This is a genomic window from Psychroserpens sp. Hel_I_66 (assembly GCF_000799465.1).
GTDB lineage: Bacteria > Bacteroidota > Bacteroidia > Flavobacteriales > Flavobacteriaceae > Psychroserpens.
In genome coordinates, this window is record NZ_JUGU01000001.1 from 205428 (window position 1) to 223201 (window position 17774).

The following is a 17774-nucleotide window of genomic DNA, read 5'->3' on the forward strand; positions in this document are numbered from 1 at the left end:
AAAGACTAAAGACTAAAGACTAAAGACTAAAGGCTTAATACTACCAACTCCCACCAGCACCACCTCCAGAGAATCCACCTCCACCGAAGCCACCTCCAAAACCGCCACCGCCAGAGGATCCTCCTCCAAAAATACCTCCGCCAGAGCGACTGCTTCCACCATAGCTACCTCGTCCCATATTGCTTAAAATAATGGCATCCAAAATGCTGGTTCCGTTAGTTCGACCACCACTACCATTATTGCCACCACCTCGTCGGTTTTTTGAAATGGCTATGATGAAAATGATAAAGATGAGAAACATAAATACAAATACACCAATCGGGAAATCTCCAGAGCTATTGGTTTTTCGAGTGCCTTTATAGGTTCCAGTTAATATTTGAAAGATGGCATCTGCGCCTTTATTGAGACCTTGGTAGTAATCTCCTTTTTTGAATTCTGGGATGATGATATTTCGTGTCAATTCTCCAACTACACCAGCGGTTAATTTGTCTTCAACGCCATATCCTGGGGAGATCCAAATTTTACGATCATTGCGAGCGAGTAAAATAAATACACCATTGTCTTCTTTAGCTTGCCCTATTCCCCATTTTTGAGCCCATTTTGGTGCTAATAACCCTATATTTTCTCCATTGGCTGTAGCAATAATAGCAACAACGATTTGTGTTGAGGTGGTATCGGAATATCGAATGAGTTTTTGTTCTAGATTGGATTTTTCCGAAGAAGAAAGTAATCCAGCATAATCATAAACACTCGTTTGTTCTTTTGGAATTGGAGGAATATCATATTGAGCAAATACAGTTTGAAAAGCGCATAAAAAAAGAACACACAATACAATGGTCTTCTTGATTACATTTTTTTTACTAACAACTGAATATTGCATACTGCTAACTGTTTTATCCTTTAGAAATCTCATCAGGCAATTCGTTAATATCACCATGAACCCAAGGGAAATGTTGTTCTAATTGTTTGCCAGCTTTTAAAACGCCTTCAATAAGACCTTGCTTAAATCTATTGGCTTTAAAATGGAATTGCATCACATTTTTGGTCGAGTCCCAAAAATTTGGAGGGACGACATCGTTAATGCCTTTATCACCATAAATGACAAACGTTTTATCATCAACAGCTACATAAATTAAAACACCATTTTGTAGTTTGGTATTGTCCATTTTGAGAAAGTGAAATACTTCCATGGCACGCTCAAAAGCATCAACTTTTAATTCCTTCTCGATATGGATTCTAATTTCACCAGAGGTGTTTTTCTCTGCATCACGAATGGCTTCAATAATCTCTTGCTCTTCGTTTGCTGTTAGAAAATCTTCTACTTTAGACATGATTAATTATTAAAGTCAAATTCTACTTCAACTGGTTCGTCTGCGCCAGCTTCAGAATTAAAATATGGCTTTTCATCAAATCCTAGCATTCCAGCAACGATAGATCGAGGAGCTTTATTGACATAGGTGTTGTATGGCTTGATGGCTTCATTGTATCTGGTTCTTTGAGTCTGGATACTATTTTCTGTACTTGCCAGTTCATCTTGAAGCTTTAGGAAGTTTTGATTAGATTTTAAATCTGGATAACGCTCAATGGTAACCAAAAGTCTTGAAAGTGCACTACTAAGTCCGCCTTGGGCTTCGTTGAATTGATTTAATTGCTCTGGAGTAATGTTTGATGGGTCAATTGTTGTTTGGGTCGCTTTAGATCTTGCTTCAATAACATCTGTTAAGGTACCTCTTTCAAAATCGGCAGCTCCTTTTACGGTATTTACCAAGTTGCCTATAAGGTCATTTCTTCTTTGGTAAGAATTTTGAACATTTCCCCAAGATTCTTTTACATTTTCATTTAACTCTACAGCTGTATTGTTAATTCCGAATCCCCAAATTGCAATAAGAACGATAATAATTACTGGTATAATCCATTTTTTCATGATAGTAGAGTTTTAAAGTTGTGATTTTATTTTGTTAAGTTGTGCCTTTATGCCTTCCAGTTTTTGAATGATCTCAAAGGTGTCGAGTGATTGTTTTTTATCTTCTTTTAAATGCGTTTTTGCGCCTTCAAGTGTAAAGCCACGTTCTTTTACAAGGTGGTAAATGAACTTTAGGTTTTTAATATCCTCGGGAGTGAATTTACGATTGCCCTTGGCATTTTTTTTTGGTTTTAAAATATCAAATTCTTTTTCCCAAAACCGAATCAAAGAGGTATTTACCTTAAAAGCTTTAGCGACTTCTCCAATGCCATAATATCGTTTTTCAGGAAGTTCTATGTACATGGTCTTAATCTAGAGATTGATTTTCTAATGAAGCTTTTTGTAAAAGTCTTGCGTATTCTTCCGCAGTTAAATTTCCGTAGTAAAAATTAATTGGGTTGATGCGCTCTTCGTCTTTAAAAACTTCGTAATGGAGGTGAGGCGCTTCAGATCGTCCTGTACTACCAACATAACCAATGAGGTCACCACGTTTTACTTTTTGATTGGCCTTGACATTATATTTATATAAATGCGCATAGAGCGAAACGTAGCCATAACCGTGGTCTATTCTAATATGATTACCATATCCTGTAGAGTTGTTATCTGCTCGCGTTACAACTCCATCACCAGTGGCATAAATAGGAGAACCACGAGGCGCTGTGAAATCCATTCCAAAATGGAACTTTCTCACTTTTGTAAAAGGATCTGTTCTATAGCCATAACCAGAGGCCATGTGCTTTAAATCTTTATTTCTTACGGGTTGTATGGCAGGGATGGATGCTAAGAATTTCTCTTTATCTTCTGCGAGAACTGCAATTTCATCTAAAGACTTTGATTGTACAACGATCGCTTTTTGAAGTTTGTCCAAACGCTCGTTGCTTTCAATTATCAATTCGGAGTTGTCATACCCTTCATACTTCTTATAACGGTTTACACCTCCAAAACCAGCACGACGTTGCTCATCTGGTATTGGGTTGGCTTCAAAATATAATCTGTAAATAGAATTATCACGTTCTTCTACGCTCTCCAGAGCAGCAAATGCATTATCTAAGCGTTTGTTTAATAGTTCGTATTGCAATTCCATATTGGAGAGTTCACGTTTCATTGCGCGTTCTCTTGGAGACTCGATGTATTGACTGGAAATAAAAACAAATAGAAATCCAAATAGGGCAGATGCTAATAAAAATATAAAACCATACTTAAAGGTTTTCCCTTTCCTACGCTCAATTTTGCGGTAAGAAAGTGTTTCGGGATCGTAATAATATTTTACTTTAGACATATCTTAAAAAATTCTATTTTTGCAAGACTAAATAGAACGTTACACAAATATATAAATTGTTTCTTATTTATCTAATTTAAATAGAAACAGGTTTTAACACTAAAACATGAGGTCTCAAGACATTCGAAATACATTTTTAAACTTCTTTGAAGAAAAAAAGCATAGCATCGTGCCATCTGCACCAATGGTTTTAAAAGACGATCCAACGTTGATGTTTGTCAACTCTGGGATGGCACCTTTTAAAGAGTTTTTCCTCGGAAATGCGCAACCCAAGAACAATCGTCTGGCAGATACCCAAAAATGTCTGCGCGTTTCTGGTAAGCATAATGATTTGGAAGAAGTAGGCTACGACACCTACCACCACACACTTTTCGAAATGTTGGGCAACTGGAGTTTTGGCGATTATTTTAAAAAGGAAGCGATTGCTTGGGCATGGGAATTGCTGACCGAAAAATTCGGGATCGATAAAGATATTCTTTACGTTACCGTATTTGAAGGGGATGAAGAAGATGGAATCCCAATGGACCAAGAAGCTTACGATTTTTGGAAAGGTTACATTCATGAAGATAGAATCCTCATGGGAAATAAAAAAGATAACTTCTGGGAAATGGGCGACCAAGGACCTTGTGGACCTTGTAGCGAAATTCATGTGGATATTCGTTCTGCGGAAGAGAAAGCAAAGGTAGAAGGAAAGACTTTAGTCAACATGGATCATCCGCAAGTTGTGGAAATCTGGAATCTCGTTTTCATGCAATACAACCGTAAAGCAAATGGTTCACTAGAAAATTTACCAGATAAGCATATCGATACAGGAATGGGATTTGAGCGTTTATGTATGGTCATGCAAGGTGTACAATCCAATTATGATACTGATGTATTTACGCCAATCATTCGTGAGATTGAAACCATTACAGATAAAGATTATGGTAAAAACGAAAAGGTAGATGTTGCTATTCGTGTGATTTCAGATCACGTGAGAGCTGTCGCGTTCTCAATTGCTGACGGACAATTACCAAGCAACACAGGAGCTGGTTACGTGATTCGTAGAATCTTGCGTCGTGCAGTACGTTACGGATTTACATTTTTGGACAAAAAAGAACCCTTCATTTTTAGATTGGTCGACGTGCTCGTGCAGCAAATGGGTAAAGCATTCCCAGAGTTGAAAGCCCAACGTCAACTAATTGAAAACGTTATTAAAGAAGAAGAAGCTTCTTTTTTAAGAACCTTGGACCAAGGATTGGTTTTATTGGATCGTATTATTGAAAGCGCGAAAACGAAAGAAATTTCCGGAGCAAAAGTATTTGAACTTAAGGACACTTATGGTTTTCCAGAAGATTTAACCGATTTAATTCTTCGTGAAAACGGTTTCACTTACAACCATAAAGAATTTGATGAAAAGCTAAAAGAACAACAAGGGAGAGGTAAAGAGGCATCGCAATTAAAAAGTGATGACTGGACCGTTTTAATCGAAGATGAAGAACAGGAATTTGTTGGTTACGATACGTTGGAGGCTCAAGTTAAAATCGCAAAATATAGAAAAGTAACCTCTAAAAAGGATGGAGAGCTGTATCAACTTGTATTTAATATCACCCCTTTTTATGCTGAAGGTGGAGGTCAAGTTGGCGATAAAGGTTATTTGGAAGATGTTCATGGGGACGTAGTTTACATTATTGACACCAAAAAGGAAAATAACGAAGTGATTCATTTTGCAAAGACGTTGCCAAATCATATCAATGAGATTTTTAAGGCAGTTGTTGATGAAAATCAACGTTATAGAACCGAGTGTAACCATACAGCAACACACTTGTTGCATCAGGCATTGCGAGATATTTTAGGAACGCATGTAGAGCAAAAAGGATCTGCAGTACATTCTAAATATTTGCGTTTTGATTTCTCTCATTTTTCCAAACTTACTGTTGAGGAGCTTAGGGATGTTGAAGATTTTGTAAACAGACGTATCCACGGAAAATTGCCATTAAAAGAAGAGCGCAACATACCAATGCAAAAGGCAATTGATGAAGGTGCGATGGCTTTATTTGGTGAAAAATATGGAGACACCGTTCGTACCGTTCGGTTTGGTCAATCTATAGAGCTTTGTGGAGGTACGCACGTCAAAAATACTGGCGACATCTGGCATTTTAAAATTGTCTCTGAAGGTGCTGTTGCAGCAGGAATTAGACGTATTGAAGCGATTACAAGTGATGCTGTAAAAGATTTTTATGCTGAAAATAGCAGAGCTTATTCCGAAATGAAAAATTTATTGAATAATGCTAAAGAACCTGTTAAAGCACTTCAGAATTTACAGGATGAAAATACATCACTAAAAAAACAAATAGAAGGTCTATTAAAAGATAAAGCAAAATCCATAAAAGGAGATCTCAAAAATGAGATTACCGAAATAAACGGAATCAATTTCTTAGCTAAAAAATTAGATCTCGATGCTTCAGGTATCAAAGATGTTTGTTTTGAGCTGGGAAGTCAGTTTGATAATTTGTTCCTTTTATTTGGTGCAGAAAACGATGGCAAAGCAATTTTATCGTGTTACATTTCTAAAGAGCTCGTAGCGAGCAAAAACTTAAATGCAGGAACTATTGTTAGAGAATTAGGAAAACATATCCAAGGTGGAGGTGGCGGACAACCATTTTTCGCGACTGCTGGAGGTAAAAATCCGCAAGGCATAGAGCAAGCTTTAAAAGCAGCAGAGGATTATTTAAAATAAAACAAGTTTGTCATCCTGAACTTGATTCAGGATCTCATATTATGAACCTACAAACAAAAATAAAACTAAAACCAAACCAGTTTAATCAAATCGATTACAACTCAAAGGTATTATTGTTGGGTTCATGTTTTTCAGAGCATATTGGCGACAAATTTGAATATTTTAAATTTCAGCAGTTACAAAATCCGTTTGGTATTTTGTTTCATCCTTTAGCGATTGAAAATTTGATTACCAATGCCATAAATAAAAAAGAATATACCAAAGACGATCTTTTTTTTAATAATGAGCAATGGCACTGTTATGATGCTCATTCGAGATTAAGCAATACTTCGGAAACTCAATTACTCCAAGATTTAAACGATGCTATAAATACGACGCATCAATTTATAAATGACGCAAGTCACATTGTTATAACATTAGGTACAGCTTGGGCATATCGTTTTATAGAAACCGATGAGTTTGTCGCTAACTGTCATAAAATTCCGCAGAAAAAATTTTTAAAAGAGTTGCTTTCCGTAGAAGATATTTCAGAATCTCTTGAGGGTATCATGAATTTGGTAAAAAGCATAAATCCGAAGGTGATATTTACGTTTACAGTCTCTCCTGTAAGACATATTAAAGATGGCTTTGTTGAGAATATGCAGAGTAAATCGCATTTAATCACAGCGATTCATAATGTGATTTCAGATTGTTCTTTGAGCAAAGCCGAAGCCTATTTCCCGTCATATGAAATTATGATGGACGAACTTCGTGATTATAGATTCTACAACGAAGATATGTTGCATCCCAACAATACTGCGGTGAATTATATTTGGGATCGTTTTGCTGAGGTTTGGATTTCTGAAGAAACAAAAGAGACGATGCATACTATAGAAGAGATTCAAAAGGGGATGGCACATCGCTCTTTCAATCCAAATTCTGAAGCCCATAGCTCTTTTCTTCTTCACCTAAATGACAAGAAAACACTTGTTAATTCTAGGTTTCCGCATATCGTATTTTAAATATACGTCATTTGTCGTATTGTCTTGTTTTGCGTTATACCGCAACTTTGTCTCATTATTAACCAATAACTATTCAACAATGAGAAATTTAAAACAATTCATGTTACTACTAATGACAGTTTCATTATTCACAATCACATCATGTTCAAGCGATGATGATGGAGGAGGACCAGGAGCTGCTCCATCTGGAGTGCTAACTGCAAAAATAGATGGTGCTTCATATCAATCTATGGAGATTTCATCTTCCGCTACAATTGCAAATACAGCTGCAGGCCAAAGTTTGGTGATTATAGCAACCAATAGTGATGGTTATGCGTTTTCATTTACATTTTTTGGCTATGATGGCGTTGGAACATACGATTTTGATGGCTCTACGCCAGCAGCAGGAGTTAATGTAGCTTCATATTCTGAAACTGAAGTTAATTTAAGCAATCCTCAAAATTCTACAACAGAATTGTGGCAAGCGCCATACGAAAACACCATGGCAGGATCGTTAAGTGTCTCTGAAGAAACAGACTCAAAACTTATTGGAACCTTTGAGTTTACCTGTAAAAATGTAGGTGGAGACCAATCTGTAAAAACAATTACAGACGGATCATTTAATTTGAATAAGCAAGTACAATAATTTGTATCATGACAAAGCTATTCATTCAATTAAGGGATTTAATGATGGTTGCATTCGTTTTGAGTGCAACTTCATTAAACGCCCAAAGGGCAGAAACTCCAGATCATAATTATGACCTTGGAGCTAAGATTAATGAAATGACCTTAACTGTTGGAGGTATTTTAATTGTGGCAACTAATGATGGTTTGGTTGGGATCAATCCTGGAGAATCACAACCGGTTTTCAGGTTTAATGACTTCGGAAAACTAAAACCAGAAGAAACGGAGTTTGTTCCTAATTCTCCATATATCGTTGTTTCCCAAGGTGCAGATTCTAAATTTGCAGGATTGACCAAAACCAAAAGAGCGGTCATTGATTACATCAAAGGGAAAGTGATATTTAATTCAGAAGAAAATAATTGGAATCAAATTTATACTTGTAACGTAGTGCTTCCGCAGAATAAATTAATTGTAAGTGGTATTCAAAAAGAAGGTGATAAATTTGAGAAGATGACACCTAAGGTTGCGGTTTATGATTTGGCAACAGCGAAGTTGGATTATAGTTTCTTTTTGGACAAGCCAGGTCGAGTCGGGATTGCAAAAGACTTAAGTGTAACAGGGATACCATTATTATTGAAAGATTTCATAATTATCCCAACAGCTCAAGGTTTACTTGCAAAATCACATAGTGGAGATGATTTATGGGACACTAAAATAAAAGGTGTCAATTGGATGGTAGCAGATGAGAGTGAAACGGAAATCTATGGTTTTGAAACAACTAACAGCGGTAAAAACACAAGAATCCATAAAATAGGTAAAGACGGAAAAGAGCTTTGGCAGGATGACCGCAAAATAAAAGGGATTGTGTCTAATTTTGAAATTCTACCAAAAGGTTTAGCTGTTGTAAGCAACAAAGGCGATGGGAGCGAAGGAGGCGTTTTTTCAACTAAAAGTGAATCTGAAATTGCTTTTTTAAGTGCAGCCACTGGAGAGGATTTATGGGAAAAAGCTCCTAAGACCAAAGGGTATGTTCAACATTTCTATATTTTAGATGACGGTATTCTCTTCGGAATTTACTCTGGCGGAATCAACAAAATTAGTTTTGAAGGAGAAACATTATTCAAAAAACCATTAAAAACGGGTGAGAATATAATGGTCATGGCAGAGTCTCCACAAGGTCTTATTTATATTACAAGTGAAGATGCAAATATCGTTAATTTAGAAACTGGAGAGCAAGTTTGGGATAAACCTTTAAAGTATAAAAACTCTGAAGCTGTCGCATCAACTTTCGATAAAGACAACAACAGATATCTTATTGTGGCCAATGAGACTATTTATGCAATTGATGCTTCATCTGGAAATGTAAAGGAAATTGCAGAAATTAAATTAGAAGAGAAAGAAGAGGCAAATCATATAGAGATGAGAAATGGGAATATGTTTTTAAGTTCTTCCCAAAGTATAATGATGTTATCAAGTGATGGCAATCAAATGTTTCATGAATATTACAAATCACCATCAAATAGCGGATTCATAAAAGCGCTATCTGGAGTAGTAGCAGTAGCATCTACAACTTTGGCCATGGCTCATTCCGCTAAAGCAGCAATGAATAAAACAGGATTTGGGAGCTCCAATGATTTGAGAAATTATAATGATTTCGGAAAAGAAAATAAAAGAGCAGCAGATATGTTTGCATCTATTGGAGATGCTTCTTTTGCGGTACTCTCTCAACGATTTAAAGCAAGTTCTGCCACAGAGAATGCTCAATTTATATTAACTAAACTAGATGATGGAGTGGGATTAGTTAAAGTAAGTAAAGACACAGGAGCTAAAGAAAAAGAGATCATTTTAAAGGATAAAAAACCAGAATACCAAGTTGACGAATATGGTGGTTATCTCTATTATAAAGCAAATGATAAAACCATTTACGCATACAATCTTAATAATTAAATCTTGTTGTTGAGATGTTGATTAGGCGTGATTTCTAAAGGATTACGCTTAATCTTTTTTAATTGCTTCTTGTCGAAAAAAAAAGATACGAGTATCAATAAGTTATATATTAGCCATGCTATTAATCAATTTTAGAAAAGCATCAGTTTATTTTGTTGTCCCAAAAGGTCCATCAAATCTGATGCTTTTTTTGTACTCAAAAATGAAAAATTTTTCACTTTCCCTCAGTCTTTGTTTTATTACCTTTTTTTGTAACTCTCAAAATTTAGATAGTTTATATATTTCAGCAAAGGACATCAAAAATGACTCTGTAAAATTGAGGATGTATAATAAGATTGCGTTTTCATATATCTTTAATGATACCGATAAAGCAATAAAAGTTATTAAAGAGGGTAAAAGTTTAGCTAATGCTGCAAATTTCAATTTTGGTGTAACAGAGCTTACCAATACACATGGTATTTATATGGATGTTATGGGTAAACCAGATTCTGCCAGTTATTATTTTGAGAAGGCGTTAAAGTTGAGTCGCGATAATGGATTTAAAAATATAGAATCTATGTGCGTCAATAATTTGGGGATGTTCAATTGGAATATCGGCAATTACGATAAAGCACTAGATTACTTTTTTCAGTCCCTTAAAATGAATGAAGACGTCAATGACGAAAAATCAACAGGGTCGTCATTAAATAATATTGGTTTGATCTACCAAGAAATGAATCTTAACGAGAAAGCTTTAAAGTATCACGAAAAAGCGTTGAAGGTTCGCGAGAAATATAATTTGGAGAACGATCAAATAGCCTCTTTAAATAATATTGGGATCAATCTAAAAGATTTAGGACGAACCAACGACGCAATTTCATTTTATAAAAAAGGAATCGCGTTAGCGCAAAAAAACAACAACATCATAGATTATTACAGAATTTTAGATAACCTCGCCAACGCCTATCATGAAAACGACAACATAGATTTAGCGCTTGAAACCTATCTCAAAGCTTTGGAAAGACCAAAAGATTATGAGGTAGATAAGCAAAGTTTATTATCTGCTTATAACAATATAGCTGTACTTTATAATCAAATGGAAGATCCAAAAACAGCTCTAAATTATTCTAAAAAAGGATTTGAACTAGTTAAGAAATTCCCAGAAATACATCTCAAGGCAGCAGATTTAAATCTCACAACTGCAGAGAGCTACTACATGCTTAAAGATTTTGCAAATGCCAGAAAACACAAGCAAGAATTTATAGCTTTAAAAGATTCTATTTTTTCTGAAAGCAATGCCAAAGCAATTGCCAATCTGGAAATTAAATATGAAACCGAGAAAAAGGAGAAAGAAATTTTGGTGCAAAGAGCAGTGTTGGCAGAACAAAAGTTGACAATTCAAAAGCGTGATTATCAAATTTATGGTTTAATTGGTTTGGCACTTATTTTAGGGCTAATTGGTTATTTGTTCTATAACCAGCAGAAATTAAAAAACAAACAGCTTCAAAAAGAAAATGAATTAAAGGATGCACTTATAAAAATAGAAACACAAAACCATTTGCAAGAACAGCGCTTGAGAATAAGTCGCGATTTGCACGATAATATTGGTGCCCAACTTACCTTTATCATATCTTCAATTGATAATTTAAAATACGGTTTTGATATCAAAGATCCAAAACTTACGGACAAACTAGAAACAATAAGTGCATTTACAACAGCAACAATTTACGAGCTTCGCGATACCATTTGGGCAATGAACAAAACCGAAATTGAGCTAGAGGACCTACAATCCAGAATTTCTAATTTTATTGATAAAGCAAATCTTGCTGCAGAGGGTGTCAACTTCAAGTTTACGACAAATACTTCGGAAATTGAAAATCTCAAATTCTCGTCTGTAGAAGGGATGAACATCTATCGCATTATCCAGGAAAGTATTAACAATGCCTTGAAATATTCCGAAGCAAAACACATTATTGTTGATTTCACACGCAACGATGCAAGAGATGAACTTTTGTGCACCATAACAGACGATGGTAAAGGGTTTGATGTAGAGCATACATTTTCTGGAAATGGTATCAACAACATGAAAAAACGTGCGAGGGATATTGGGGCAGACCTAAAAATTATATCAAATTCTACGATTGGCACTAAAGTGGTCTTAAAGGTTTGAAAGTCTGGTTCATTAAAAAACAGTATCTTAACTTTCCTTTAATTGATTAATAATGAAACGTCTATATTTTAGCTTTATATTCATTTTTTTAACGTGCTATGGCTTTTCCCAAAATTCTGCATTGGATCTAAATCTTTCTGCCATGGAAATCTATAAATCAGATCCCAATCAAGCTTTGGATCTCTTGGATGAAGGTTTAAAAATTTCCGAAGAAAAAAAAGATAAAAACCTTATAGCCAGATCAAAAAATAACATTGGAATTGTATATCGCGATCTTGGTAGATTTGAAGAGGCTAAAATATTATCTCAAGAAGCCTTATTGGTAAATGACTCGCTTATTCTCGCTTCAGCGTATAACAATATTGGAGTAGTGAATAGAAATTTGGGACTTTACGACGAAGCTTTAACAAGTTATTTAAAAGCCTTGAGAATTTATGAAGCTAAGGGAATGAACAGTCAAATTGCCACAACTCACAATGCTATTGGATTGGTTTATAGTTATAATGGCATTAATAATAAAGCTATTGAATACCATTTAAAAGCAAAAACAGTATTTGAGAAATTAGATAATAAAAAAGGCATTTCTGAGGTGTATAATAATATTGCGATTATTTATGCCAATGAAGGTGACTTAGAGAAAGCATTAAATTATTTTAAATATTCGCTGGAAATAGAAGAAGGTCTAAATGATAAAAAAGGCATTGCAGAATCTTTAAATAATGTTGGTGCGGTTTACTATTATATGGAAAGCGTAGATTCTGCTCTAGTGTATTTTAAAAAATCTGCAACTTTAGAAAAATCTATTGGAAATCTCGCTGGACTAGCTGCAAGCTATAACAATATCGCAGATGTTCTTTTATCTAGCGGAAACATCGATAATTCTAAAACCTTTATCGATAGTGCTTATTACTATGCAAATAACTCAAAGGTTTCTGTAGATATTGAGACAGCGTTAGCGAACTATTCGGCTTATTACGAATCTAAGAACGATCTAGAAAAAGCAATTTCCTACCACAAACAATTAGCAAAATTTAAGGATAGTACTTTAAATATTGAGACTAATGAAAAAATAGCAACGCTTGAAATTAGTTATCAAACAGAAAAAAAAGAGAAAGAAATTTTATCGCAAAGAGCAGATTTAGCAGAGAAAGAACTAAGTCTCAACAAAAAGAACACACAATTGTTAGGTTTAATTATACTAGCTGTTTTGCTCGTTGCCATTGGTTATTTGTTCTACAACCAGCAACGTCTTAAAAACCGTCAATTGCAAAAAGAAAACGAACTTAAGGATGCCCTTATAAAAATAGAAACCCAAAATCATTTGCAAGAGCAGCGTTTGAGAATTAGTCGTGATTTACACGATAATATTGGCGCACAACTAACTTTTATCATTTCATCAATAGATAATTTAAAATATGGTTTTGATATAAAAGATCATAAATTAACCAACAAATTAGATACTATTAGTGAATTTACAACCTCTACTATTTATGAATTGCGAGACACCATTTGGGCAATGAACAAAACCGAAATATCTCTCGAGGACCTCCAATCAAGAGTTTCAAATTTTATTGATAAAGCAAACCTCGCAGCCGATGGTGTTGACTTTGATTTTACATCAAATACTACGGAAATTGGAAACCTCAAATTCTCCTCTGTTCAAGGGATGAACATCTATCGCATTATCCAGGAAAGTATCAATAACGCTTTAAAATATTCCGAAGCAAAACACATTAAGGTTGTTTTTTCTTCGGAAGAAAATACACTCATCTTTAAAATTATAGATGATGGTAAAGGGTTTGATGTCGAGACTGCCACGATGGGCAATGGTATAAATAATATGAAAAAGAGAGCTTATGATATTGGTGCAAACCTGGATGTGAAATCTAAAATTAATCAAGGTTCTCATATAGTTTTAAAATTAAGTCATTCATAAAATACGACAAATGGCGTATGTCAAGACCATTAGATTTTAGGTATCTTTAAAATGTAAAAAACGAACAATGCAAATTAAAATAGCGATAGTAGACGATAATTCTTTTTTAATAAATACCGTAAAGGAAAAACTATCCTTTTTTGATGATTTCGTTATAAAACTTACCGCTGTTAATGGATCTGATTTAATAACCCAAATAGAAAACAATCATAATCTGGATTTGATTTTAATGGATATTGAGATGCCAATTCTCAATGGTATTGAAACGACTGAGATTATAAAACAAAAATATCCGCATATTAAAATAATAATGCTCACTGTTTTTGATAACGATGAGAATATTTTCAATGCGATAAAGGCAGGAGCCGATGGTTATCTACTAAAGGAAATCAATGCAAAAGATCTTCACGATGGCATCGTAGAAACCTTAAACGGTGGAGCAGCAATGAACCCATCAATAGCACTAAAAACATTAAAATTACTTCGGAATCCTTTGATTGTAGAAAACGAAAATGATAAAGAGGATATTCAGTTGACAAATAGAGAGACTGAAGTTTTAGAGCATTTAAGTAAAGGGCTAAACTATGTGCAGATTGCTGAAAACCTTATAGTTTCTAAAGGCACAGTAAGAAAGCATATAGAAAATATCTACCGTAAATTACAAGTGCATAACAAATTGGAAGCTGTGCAAAAGGCACGCAAAAACAATCTTATTTAACCCGCACACTTTTGGGTACAAGCTTGGTATAATCTCCATGATTTCTAATTACATCCCTTACAATTGAAGACGACATGTAAGACGTTCTCGCTGCAGTTAATAAGAACACGGTTTCTATTGGGGCAAGGTCTCTATTGGTATGTGCAATGGCTTTTTCGAATTCAAAATCTGCAGGATTACGTAAACCTCTCAAAATAAAATCGACGTTGTTTTTTTGACAAAACTCTACAGTTAAACCTTTGTAAGTAACGACACTTACTTTTGGTTCATCTTTAAAAGCGTCCTCAATGAATTTTTTTCGCTCTTCAAGTGAGAACATGTATTTTTTTTCGGCATTGACACCAATAGCAACGATAACTTCATCAAAGAGTTTAACACTGCGTTTTATAATATCTTCGTGGCCTAAAGTGATGGGATCAAACGATCCTGGGAATACTGCTTTTTTCATCGACAAATTTTTTGTCGTTCCCATATCAATGGGAATCTATTATTAATAGTTAAAGATAATTATAATTTATTGGAGAGCAGACTCAATCGCATTCTCAAATAATTCACTCATGCTAATGCCAGCTTTTGCAGCTTGTTGAGGCAAAATGCTCGCTTTTGTTAAACCAGGAACGGTATTGACTTCTAAAAGATGAGGTTCTCCATCTTTAAAGATGTATTCACTTCTGCTAAATCCTTTTAATTTTAGAACTTTGTATACTTTTTTGGCAAGTGCTCTTACTTGTTCTGCTTTGTCCTCATCAATTCTTGCAGGTGTGATTTCTTGTGATTTCCCCAAGTATTTTGCTTCGTAATCAAAGAAGTCGTTTTCTGAGACGATTTCAGTAAGCGGTAAAACTAAGATATCATGTTTGTAGTTTATAACGCCAACGGAAACTTCTGTGCCATCTAAAAAGGATTCAATGATAACTTCATCGTCTTCTTTAAATGCAACGTCGAGTGCATTTTGTAGTTCCTCTTTTTTGTATACTTTGCTAATTCCAAAGCTACTGCCTGCGCGATTGGCTTTTACAAAACAGGGTAAGCCTACTTTCTCAACAATGGCATTTTCATCGATTTCATCGCCCAAATTGACATAAAAGGATTGTGCGGTTTTTATATCGTAAGGCTTTAAAGCACTCAAGCAGTCACGCTTGTTGAAGGTCAATGCAGCCTGGTACATGTTGCAACTTGTGTGCGCAATACCCAACAACTCAAAATAGCCTTGCATCAAACCATCTTCGCCAGGCGACCCATGAATGGCATTGAACACACAGTCAAAATAAATTCTGGTTTCATTCACGCGAACTGAAAAATCATTTTTATCTATTGGGAATTCCTCGTCCATATCATTAACAAACACCCATTTGTTTTTAAAAATGTGAATGCGGTACGTATTGTATTTTGATTGGTCTAAAGTATCATAGACCACTTGACCGCTTTTTAATGAGATTTCATATTCGCTAGAATAGCCTCCCATAATGATGGCAATATTTTTTTTCATACTATTTCCTGTTTGAGCAGGAATCTCTTTTTAGTTAGACTCAAATACGTTGTAAAGGTATTTTTAGGATTTATTTCAAAATTTTTGTGTGTTCCAATTTCCGAAGAAAAGGTAATGGTTATTTACTTTTAATCAAAAACCAACAATAATGATGTACTGTTAACAGTTAAGCTAAAATACCAAATAAAGCCCTAATAAAAACCCTTTCGTTTTTATATATTTGTCGGTAAGTTAAATTTATGCATTCGATATAATGAGTCTAGTTCAATTTCTTAAGAGTAAAACGTTTTTTAAACATTTAGGGTTAGCCATTGTTGCGTTATTAGTTATCGTATTTTTAACAATGCGCTATTTGAGTTGGACGACAAATCATGGTGAATTTATTAAAGTACCAGATTTAAAAGGTAAATCTCTTGCGACTGTACAGATTGAATTAGATGATAACGATTTGGTGATGGAGATTCAGGATTCTGCGAATTATAATCCAAAATATCCAAAATTTTCTGTGATTGAGCAATACCCAAATGCAGGTTCACAGGTTAAGGAAAACAGAAAAATCTATCTCACTTTAAATCCATCTGGATATAGAAAAGTAGCAGTCCCAAATATTGTACGTCGTACCTTTAGACAAGCAAAACCTACATTAGAAACCTTAGGTTTTGAAGTTGGAAAAGTAACGTATGTTGATGATATTGGTAAAGATGAGGTCATCGCTATAAAATTTAATGGAGAGACCATTAAAGAAGGTGATATGCTGCCACTAACTTCAAAAATTGATGTCGTTTTAGGAAACGGAAACAAAGGATCAAACTAAAATGACTACAGAACATACAGCACCAGAAAAAGACGATGATGATAATGATGACTTGTATGAGCATCATTCTTTTATTGCAGATAAAGGCCAAGCGCCACTTCGTATAGACAAATATCTTATGAATCGCATCGAGAATGCGACCAGAAATAAAATACAGACAGCTGCCAAGGAAGGGAGTATTTACGTCAACGATATTCAAGTAAAACAAAATTATAAGGTCAAGCCTTTTGATAAGATTCGTGTGCTTTTTGAGCATCCGCCTTATGAGTATTTGTTAACTCCAGAAGATATCCCGTTAGATATCGTTTATGAAGATGACGAACTTTTGGTAATCAATAAGCCAGCAGGTATGGTGGTTCATCCAGGGCATGGTAATTATTCTGGGACGTTGATTAACGCTTTGGTGTTTCATTTTGAAAACTTACCTAATAACTCCAGCGAGCGTCCGGGATTGGTGCATAGAATTGATAAGGACACCTCAGGTTTATTGGTGATTGCAAAAACAGAACAGGCGATGACGCACCTCTCAAAACAGTTTTTCAATAAAACCAGTGAGAGAGAATATGTTGCCATTGTTTGGGGAAATATGGAGGATGACGAAGGTACGATTGAAGGTCACATAGGGCGTCACCCAAAAAACCGATTGCAAAACACCGTTTTTGAAGGTGATGATGCAGACGACAAAGGGAAACCTGCGGTCACACACTACAAAGTAATTGAACGTTTAGGGTATGTAACCTTAGTAAGCTGTAAATTAGAAACAGGTCGTACACATCAAATACGCGTGCACATGAAGCACATAGGTCACACACTTTTTAATGATGAGCGTTATGGAGGTGAGCGTATTTTAAAAGGAACTACGTTTTCAAAATATAAGCAGTTTGTAGATAATTGTTTCAAGATTCTTCCTCGACAAGCATTGCATGCCAAGACATTGGGATTTGTGCATCCAAAAACGGGTGAGCATATGAGTTTTGATTCTCCGGTTCCTGACGATATGCAACAGTGTATCGAGAAATGGAGGCATTATGCAACACACATGCAGTAAAATCCTTTTAAAAAAGAGATTTTATAGTTAATAAGCTAAGTTATAATTTTTTCGGGCGTTACCTTTTAATGCCTTAGGGCATCAAAACGTCAGGCTCTCGCAAGTCGC

At 35.1% G+C, this 17774-nt stretch carries 16 protein-coding genes; 9 read left to right on the forward strand and 7 right to left on the reverse strand.

Going from position 1 to position 17774, the window contains the following annotated elements; translation table 11 throughout:
* Positions 1–40 precede the first annotated feature (40 nt).
* The 5 genes from GQ40_RS00980 to GQ40_RS01000 are packed head-to-tail and all read right to left on the reverse strand — an operon-like array spanning position 41 to position 3242.
* Complete coding sequence (locus GQ40_RS00980) at positions 41–880, reverse strand: TPM domain-containing protein (RefSeq protein ID WP_047551237.1); 840 nt, start codon at positions 878–880, stop codon at positions 41–43.
* A 13-nt stretch (positions 881–893) separates the two neighbouring features.
* Positions 894–1331 carry a TPM domain-containing protein gene (locus GQ40_RS00985; protein ID WP_047544944.1) on the reverse strand — a complete coding sequence of 146 codons (438 nt, stop codon included), beginning with the start codon at positions 1329–1331 and terminating at the stop codon, positions 894–896.
* Positions 1332–1333: 2 nt separating this feature from the next.
* On the reverse strand, positions 1334–1924 hold the full coding sequence (locus GQ40_RS00990) for a LemA family protein (RefSeq protein ID WP_047544946.1): 591 nt from the start codon (positions 1922–1924) through the stop codon (positions 1334–1336).
* Between the two features lie 12 nt (positions 1925–1936).
* Positions 1937–2266 (reverse strand): MerR family transcriptional regulator, encoded by a 330-nt coding sequence (locus tag GQ40_RS00995; protein ID WP_047544947.1) that lies wholly within the window; start codon positions 2264–2266, stop codon positions 1937–1939.
* 4 nt (positions 2267–2270) lie between these two features.
* Complete coding sequence (locus tag GQ40_RS01000) at positions 2271–3242, reverse strand: M23 family metallopeptidase (RefSeq protein WP_047544949.1); 972 nt, start codon at positions 3240–3242, stop codon at positions 2271–2273.
* A 106-nt stretch (positions 3243–3348) separates the two neighbouring features.
* Between GQ40_RS01000 and alaS the strand changes: the two genes are divergently transcribed.
* The 7 genes from alaS (at position 3349) to GQ40_RS01035 (ending at position 14315) form a co-directional block, all read left to right on the forward strand.
* Positions 3349–5961, forward strand: a complete 2613-nt coding sequence (gene alaS / locus GQ40_RS01005) for an alanine--tRNA ligase (protein ID WP_047544951.1) — start codon at positions 3349–3351, stop codon at positions 5959–5961.
* A gap of 41 nt (positions 5962–6002) precedes the next feature.
* The gene (locus GQ40_RS01010; RefSeq protein ID WP_047544953.1) at positions 6003–6962 is read left to right on the forward strand and encodes a GSCFA domain-containing protein; all 960 of its coding nucleotides are present in this window, start codon (positions 6003–6005) and stop codon (positions 6960–6962) included.
* Between the two features lie 79 nt (positions 6963–7041).
* A complete protein-coding gene (locus tag GQ40_RS01015) occupies positions 7042–7587 on the forward strand; it encodes a DUF6252 family protein (RefSeq protein ID WP_047544954.1) in 546 nt (181 codons plus the stop codon).
* An 8-nt stretch (positions 7588–7595) separates the two neighbouring features.
* Entirely contained in the window at positions 7596–9512 is a 1917-nt protein-coding gene (locus tag GQ40_RS01020; RefSeq protein WP_047544956.1) for a PQQ-binding-like beta-propeller repeat protein, read from the forward strand.
* 322 nt (positions 9513–9834) lie between these two features.
* A complete protein-coding gene (locus GQ40_RS01025) occupies positions 9835–11661 on the forward strand; it encodes a tetratricopeptide repeat protein (RefSeq protein ID WP_231565527.1) in 1827 nt (608 codons plus the stop codon).
* Positions 11662–11713: 52 nt separating this feature from the next.
* Positions 11714–13597, forward strand: coding sequence for a tetratricopeptide repeat protein (locus GQ40_RS01030; protein ID WP_047544958.1), 1884 nt, complete (start codon positions 11714–11716; stop codon positions 13595–13597).
* A gap of 67 nt (positions 13598–13664) precedes the next feature.
* Entirely contained in the window at positions 13665–14315 is a 651-nt protein-coding gene (locus GQ40_RS01035) for a response regulator (RefSeq protein ID WP_047544960.1), read from the forward strand.
* On the opposite strand, the gene coaD is transcribed toward GQ40_RS01035, so the two are convergent.
* Together coaD and GQ40_RS01045 are read right to left on the reverse strand one after the other, a co-directional pair.
* A complete protein-coding gene (coaD, locus tag GQ40_RS01040) occupies positions 14308–14763 on the reverse strand; it encodes a pantetheine-phosphate adenylyltransferase (RefSeq protein ID WP_047544962.1) in 456 nt (151 codons plus the stop codon). The two genes, GQ40_RS01035 and coaD, sit on opposite strands and share 8 nt — an antisense overlap.
* 66 nt (positions 14764–14829) lie before the next feature.
* Positions 14830–15804 (reverse strand): D-alanine--D-alanine ligase, encoded by a 975-nt coding sequence (locus tag GQ40_RS01045; RefSeq protein WP_047544964.1) that lies wholly within the window; start codon positions 15802–15804, stop codon positions 14830–14832.
* A gap of 253 nt (positions 15805–16057) precedes the next feature.
* Here GQ40_RS01045 and GQ40_RS01050 point away from each other — a divergent pair, with 253 nt between their 5' ends.
* Positions 16058–16618, forward strand: coding sequence for a PASTA domain-containing protein (locus GQ40_RS01050; protein ID WP_047544966.1), 561 nt, complete (start codon positions 16058–16060; stop codon positions 16616–16618).
* 1 nt (position 16619) lies between these two features.
* Positions 16620–17666 carry an RluA family pseudouridine synthase gene (locus GQ40_RS01055; RefSeq protein WP_047544968.1) on the forward strand — a complete coding sequence of 349 codons (1047 nt, stop codon included), beginning with the start codon at positions 16620–16622 and terminating at the stop codon, positions 17664–17666.
* Positions 17667–17774: the final 108 nt, after the last annotated feature.

Excerpts from the sequence above, each read along its gene's own strand:
- GQ40_RS00980 (WP_047551237.1), bottom strand. The coding sequence starts at position 880 with ATGCAATATTCAGTTGTTAGTAAAAAAAATGTAATCAAGAAGACCATT.
- GQ40_RS00985 (WP_047544944.1), bottom strand. The coding sequence starts at position 1,331 with ATGTCTAAAGTAGAAGATTTTCTAACAGCAAACGAAGAGCAAGAGATT.
- GQ40_RS00990 (WP_047544946.1), bottom strand. The coding sequence starts at position 1,924 with ATGAAAAAATGGATTATACCAGTAATTATTATCGTTCTTATTGCAATT.
- GQ40_RS00995 (WP_047544947.1), bottom strand. The coding sequence starts at position 2,266 with ATGTACATAGAACTTCCTGAAAAACGATATTATGGCATTGGAGAAGTC.
- GQ40_RS01000 (WP_047544949.1), bottom strand. The coding sequence starts at position 3,242 with ATGTCTAAAGTAAAATATTATTACGATCCCGAAACACTTTCTTACCGC.
- alaS (WP_047544951.1), top strand. The coding sequence starts at position 3,349 with ATGAGGTCTCAAGACATTCGAAATACATTTTTAAACTTCTTTGAAGAA.
- GQ40_RS01010 (WP_047544953.1), top strand. The coding sequence starts at position 6,003 with ATGAACCTACAAACAAAAATAAAACTAAAACCAAACCAGTTTAATCAA.
- GQ40_RS01015 (WP_047544954.1), top strand. The coding sequence starts at position 7,042 with ATGAGAAATTTAAAACAATTCATGTTACTACTAATGACAGTTTCATTA.
- GQ40_RS01020 (WP_047544956.1), top strand. The coding sequence starts at position 7,596 with ATGACAAAGCTATTCATTCAATTAAGGGATTTAATGATGGTTGCATTC.
- GQ40_RS01025 (WP_231565527.1), top strand. The coding sequence starts at position 9,835 with ATGTATAATAAGATTGCGTTTTCATATATCTTTAATGATACCGATAAA.
- GQ40_RS01030 (WP_047544958.1), top strand. The coding sequence starts at position 11,714 with ATGAAACGTCTATATTTTAGCTTTATATTCATTTTTTTAACGTGCTAT.
- GQ40_RS01035 (WP_047544960.1), top strand. The coding sequence starts at position 13,665 with ATGCAAATTAAAATAGCGATAGTAGACGATAATTCTTTTTTAATAAAT.
- coaD (WP_047544962.1), bottom strand. The coding sequence starts at position 14,763 with ATGAAAAAAGCAGTATTCCCAGGATCGTTTGATCCCATCACTTTAGGC.
- GQ40_RS01045 (WP_047544964.1), bottom strand. The coding sequence starts at position 15,804 with ATGAAAAAAAATATTGCCATCATTATGGGAGGCTATTCTAGCGAATAT.
- GQ40_RS01050 (WP_047544966.1), top strand. The coding sequence starts at position 16,058 with ATGAGTCTAGTTCAATTTCTTAAGAGTAAAACGTTTTTTAAACATTTA.
- GQ40_RS01055 (WP_047544968.1), top strand. The coding sequence starts at position 16,620 with ATGACTACAGAACATACAGCACCAGAAAAAGACGATGATGATAATGAT.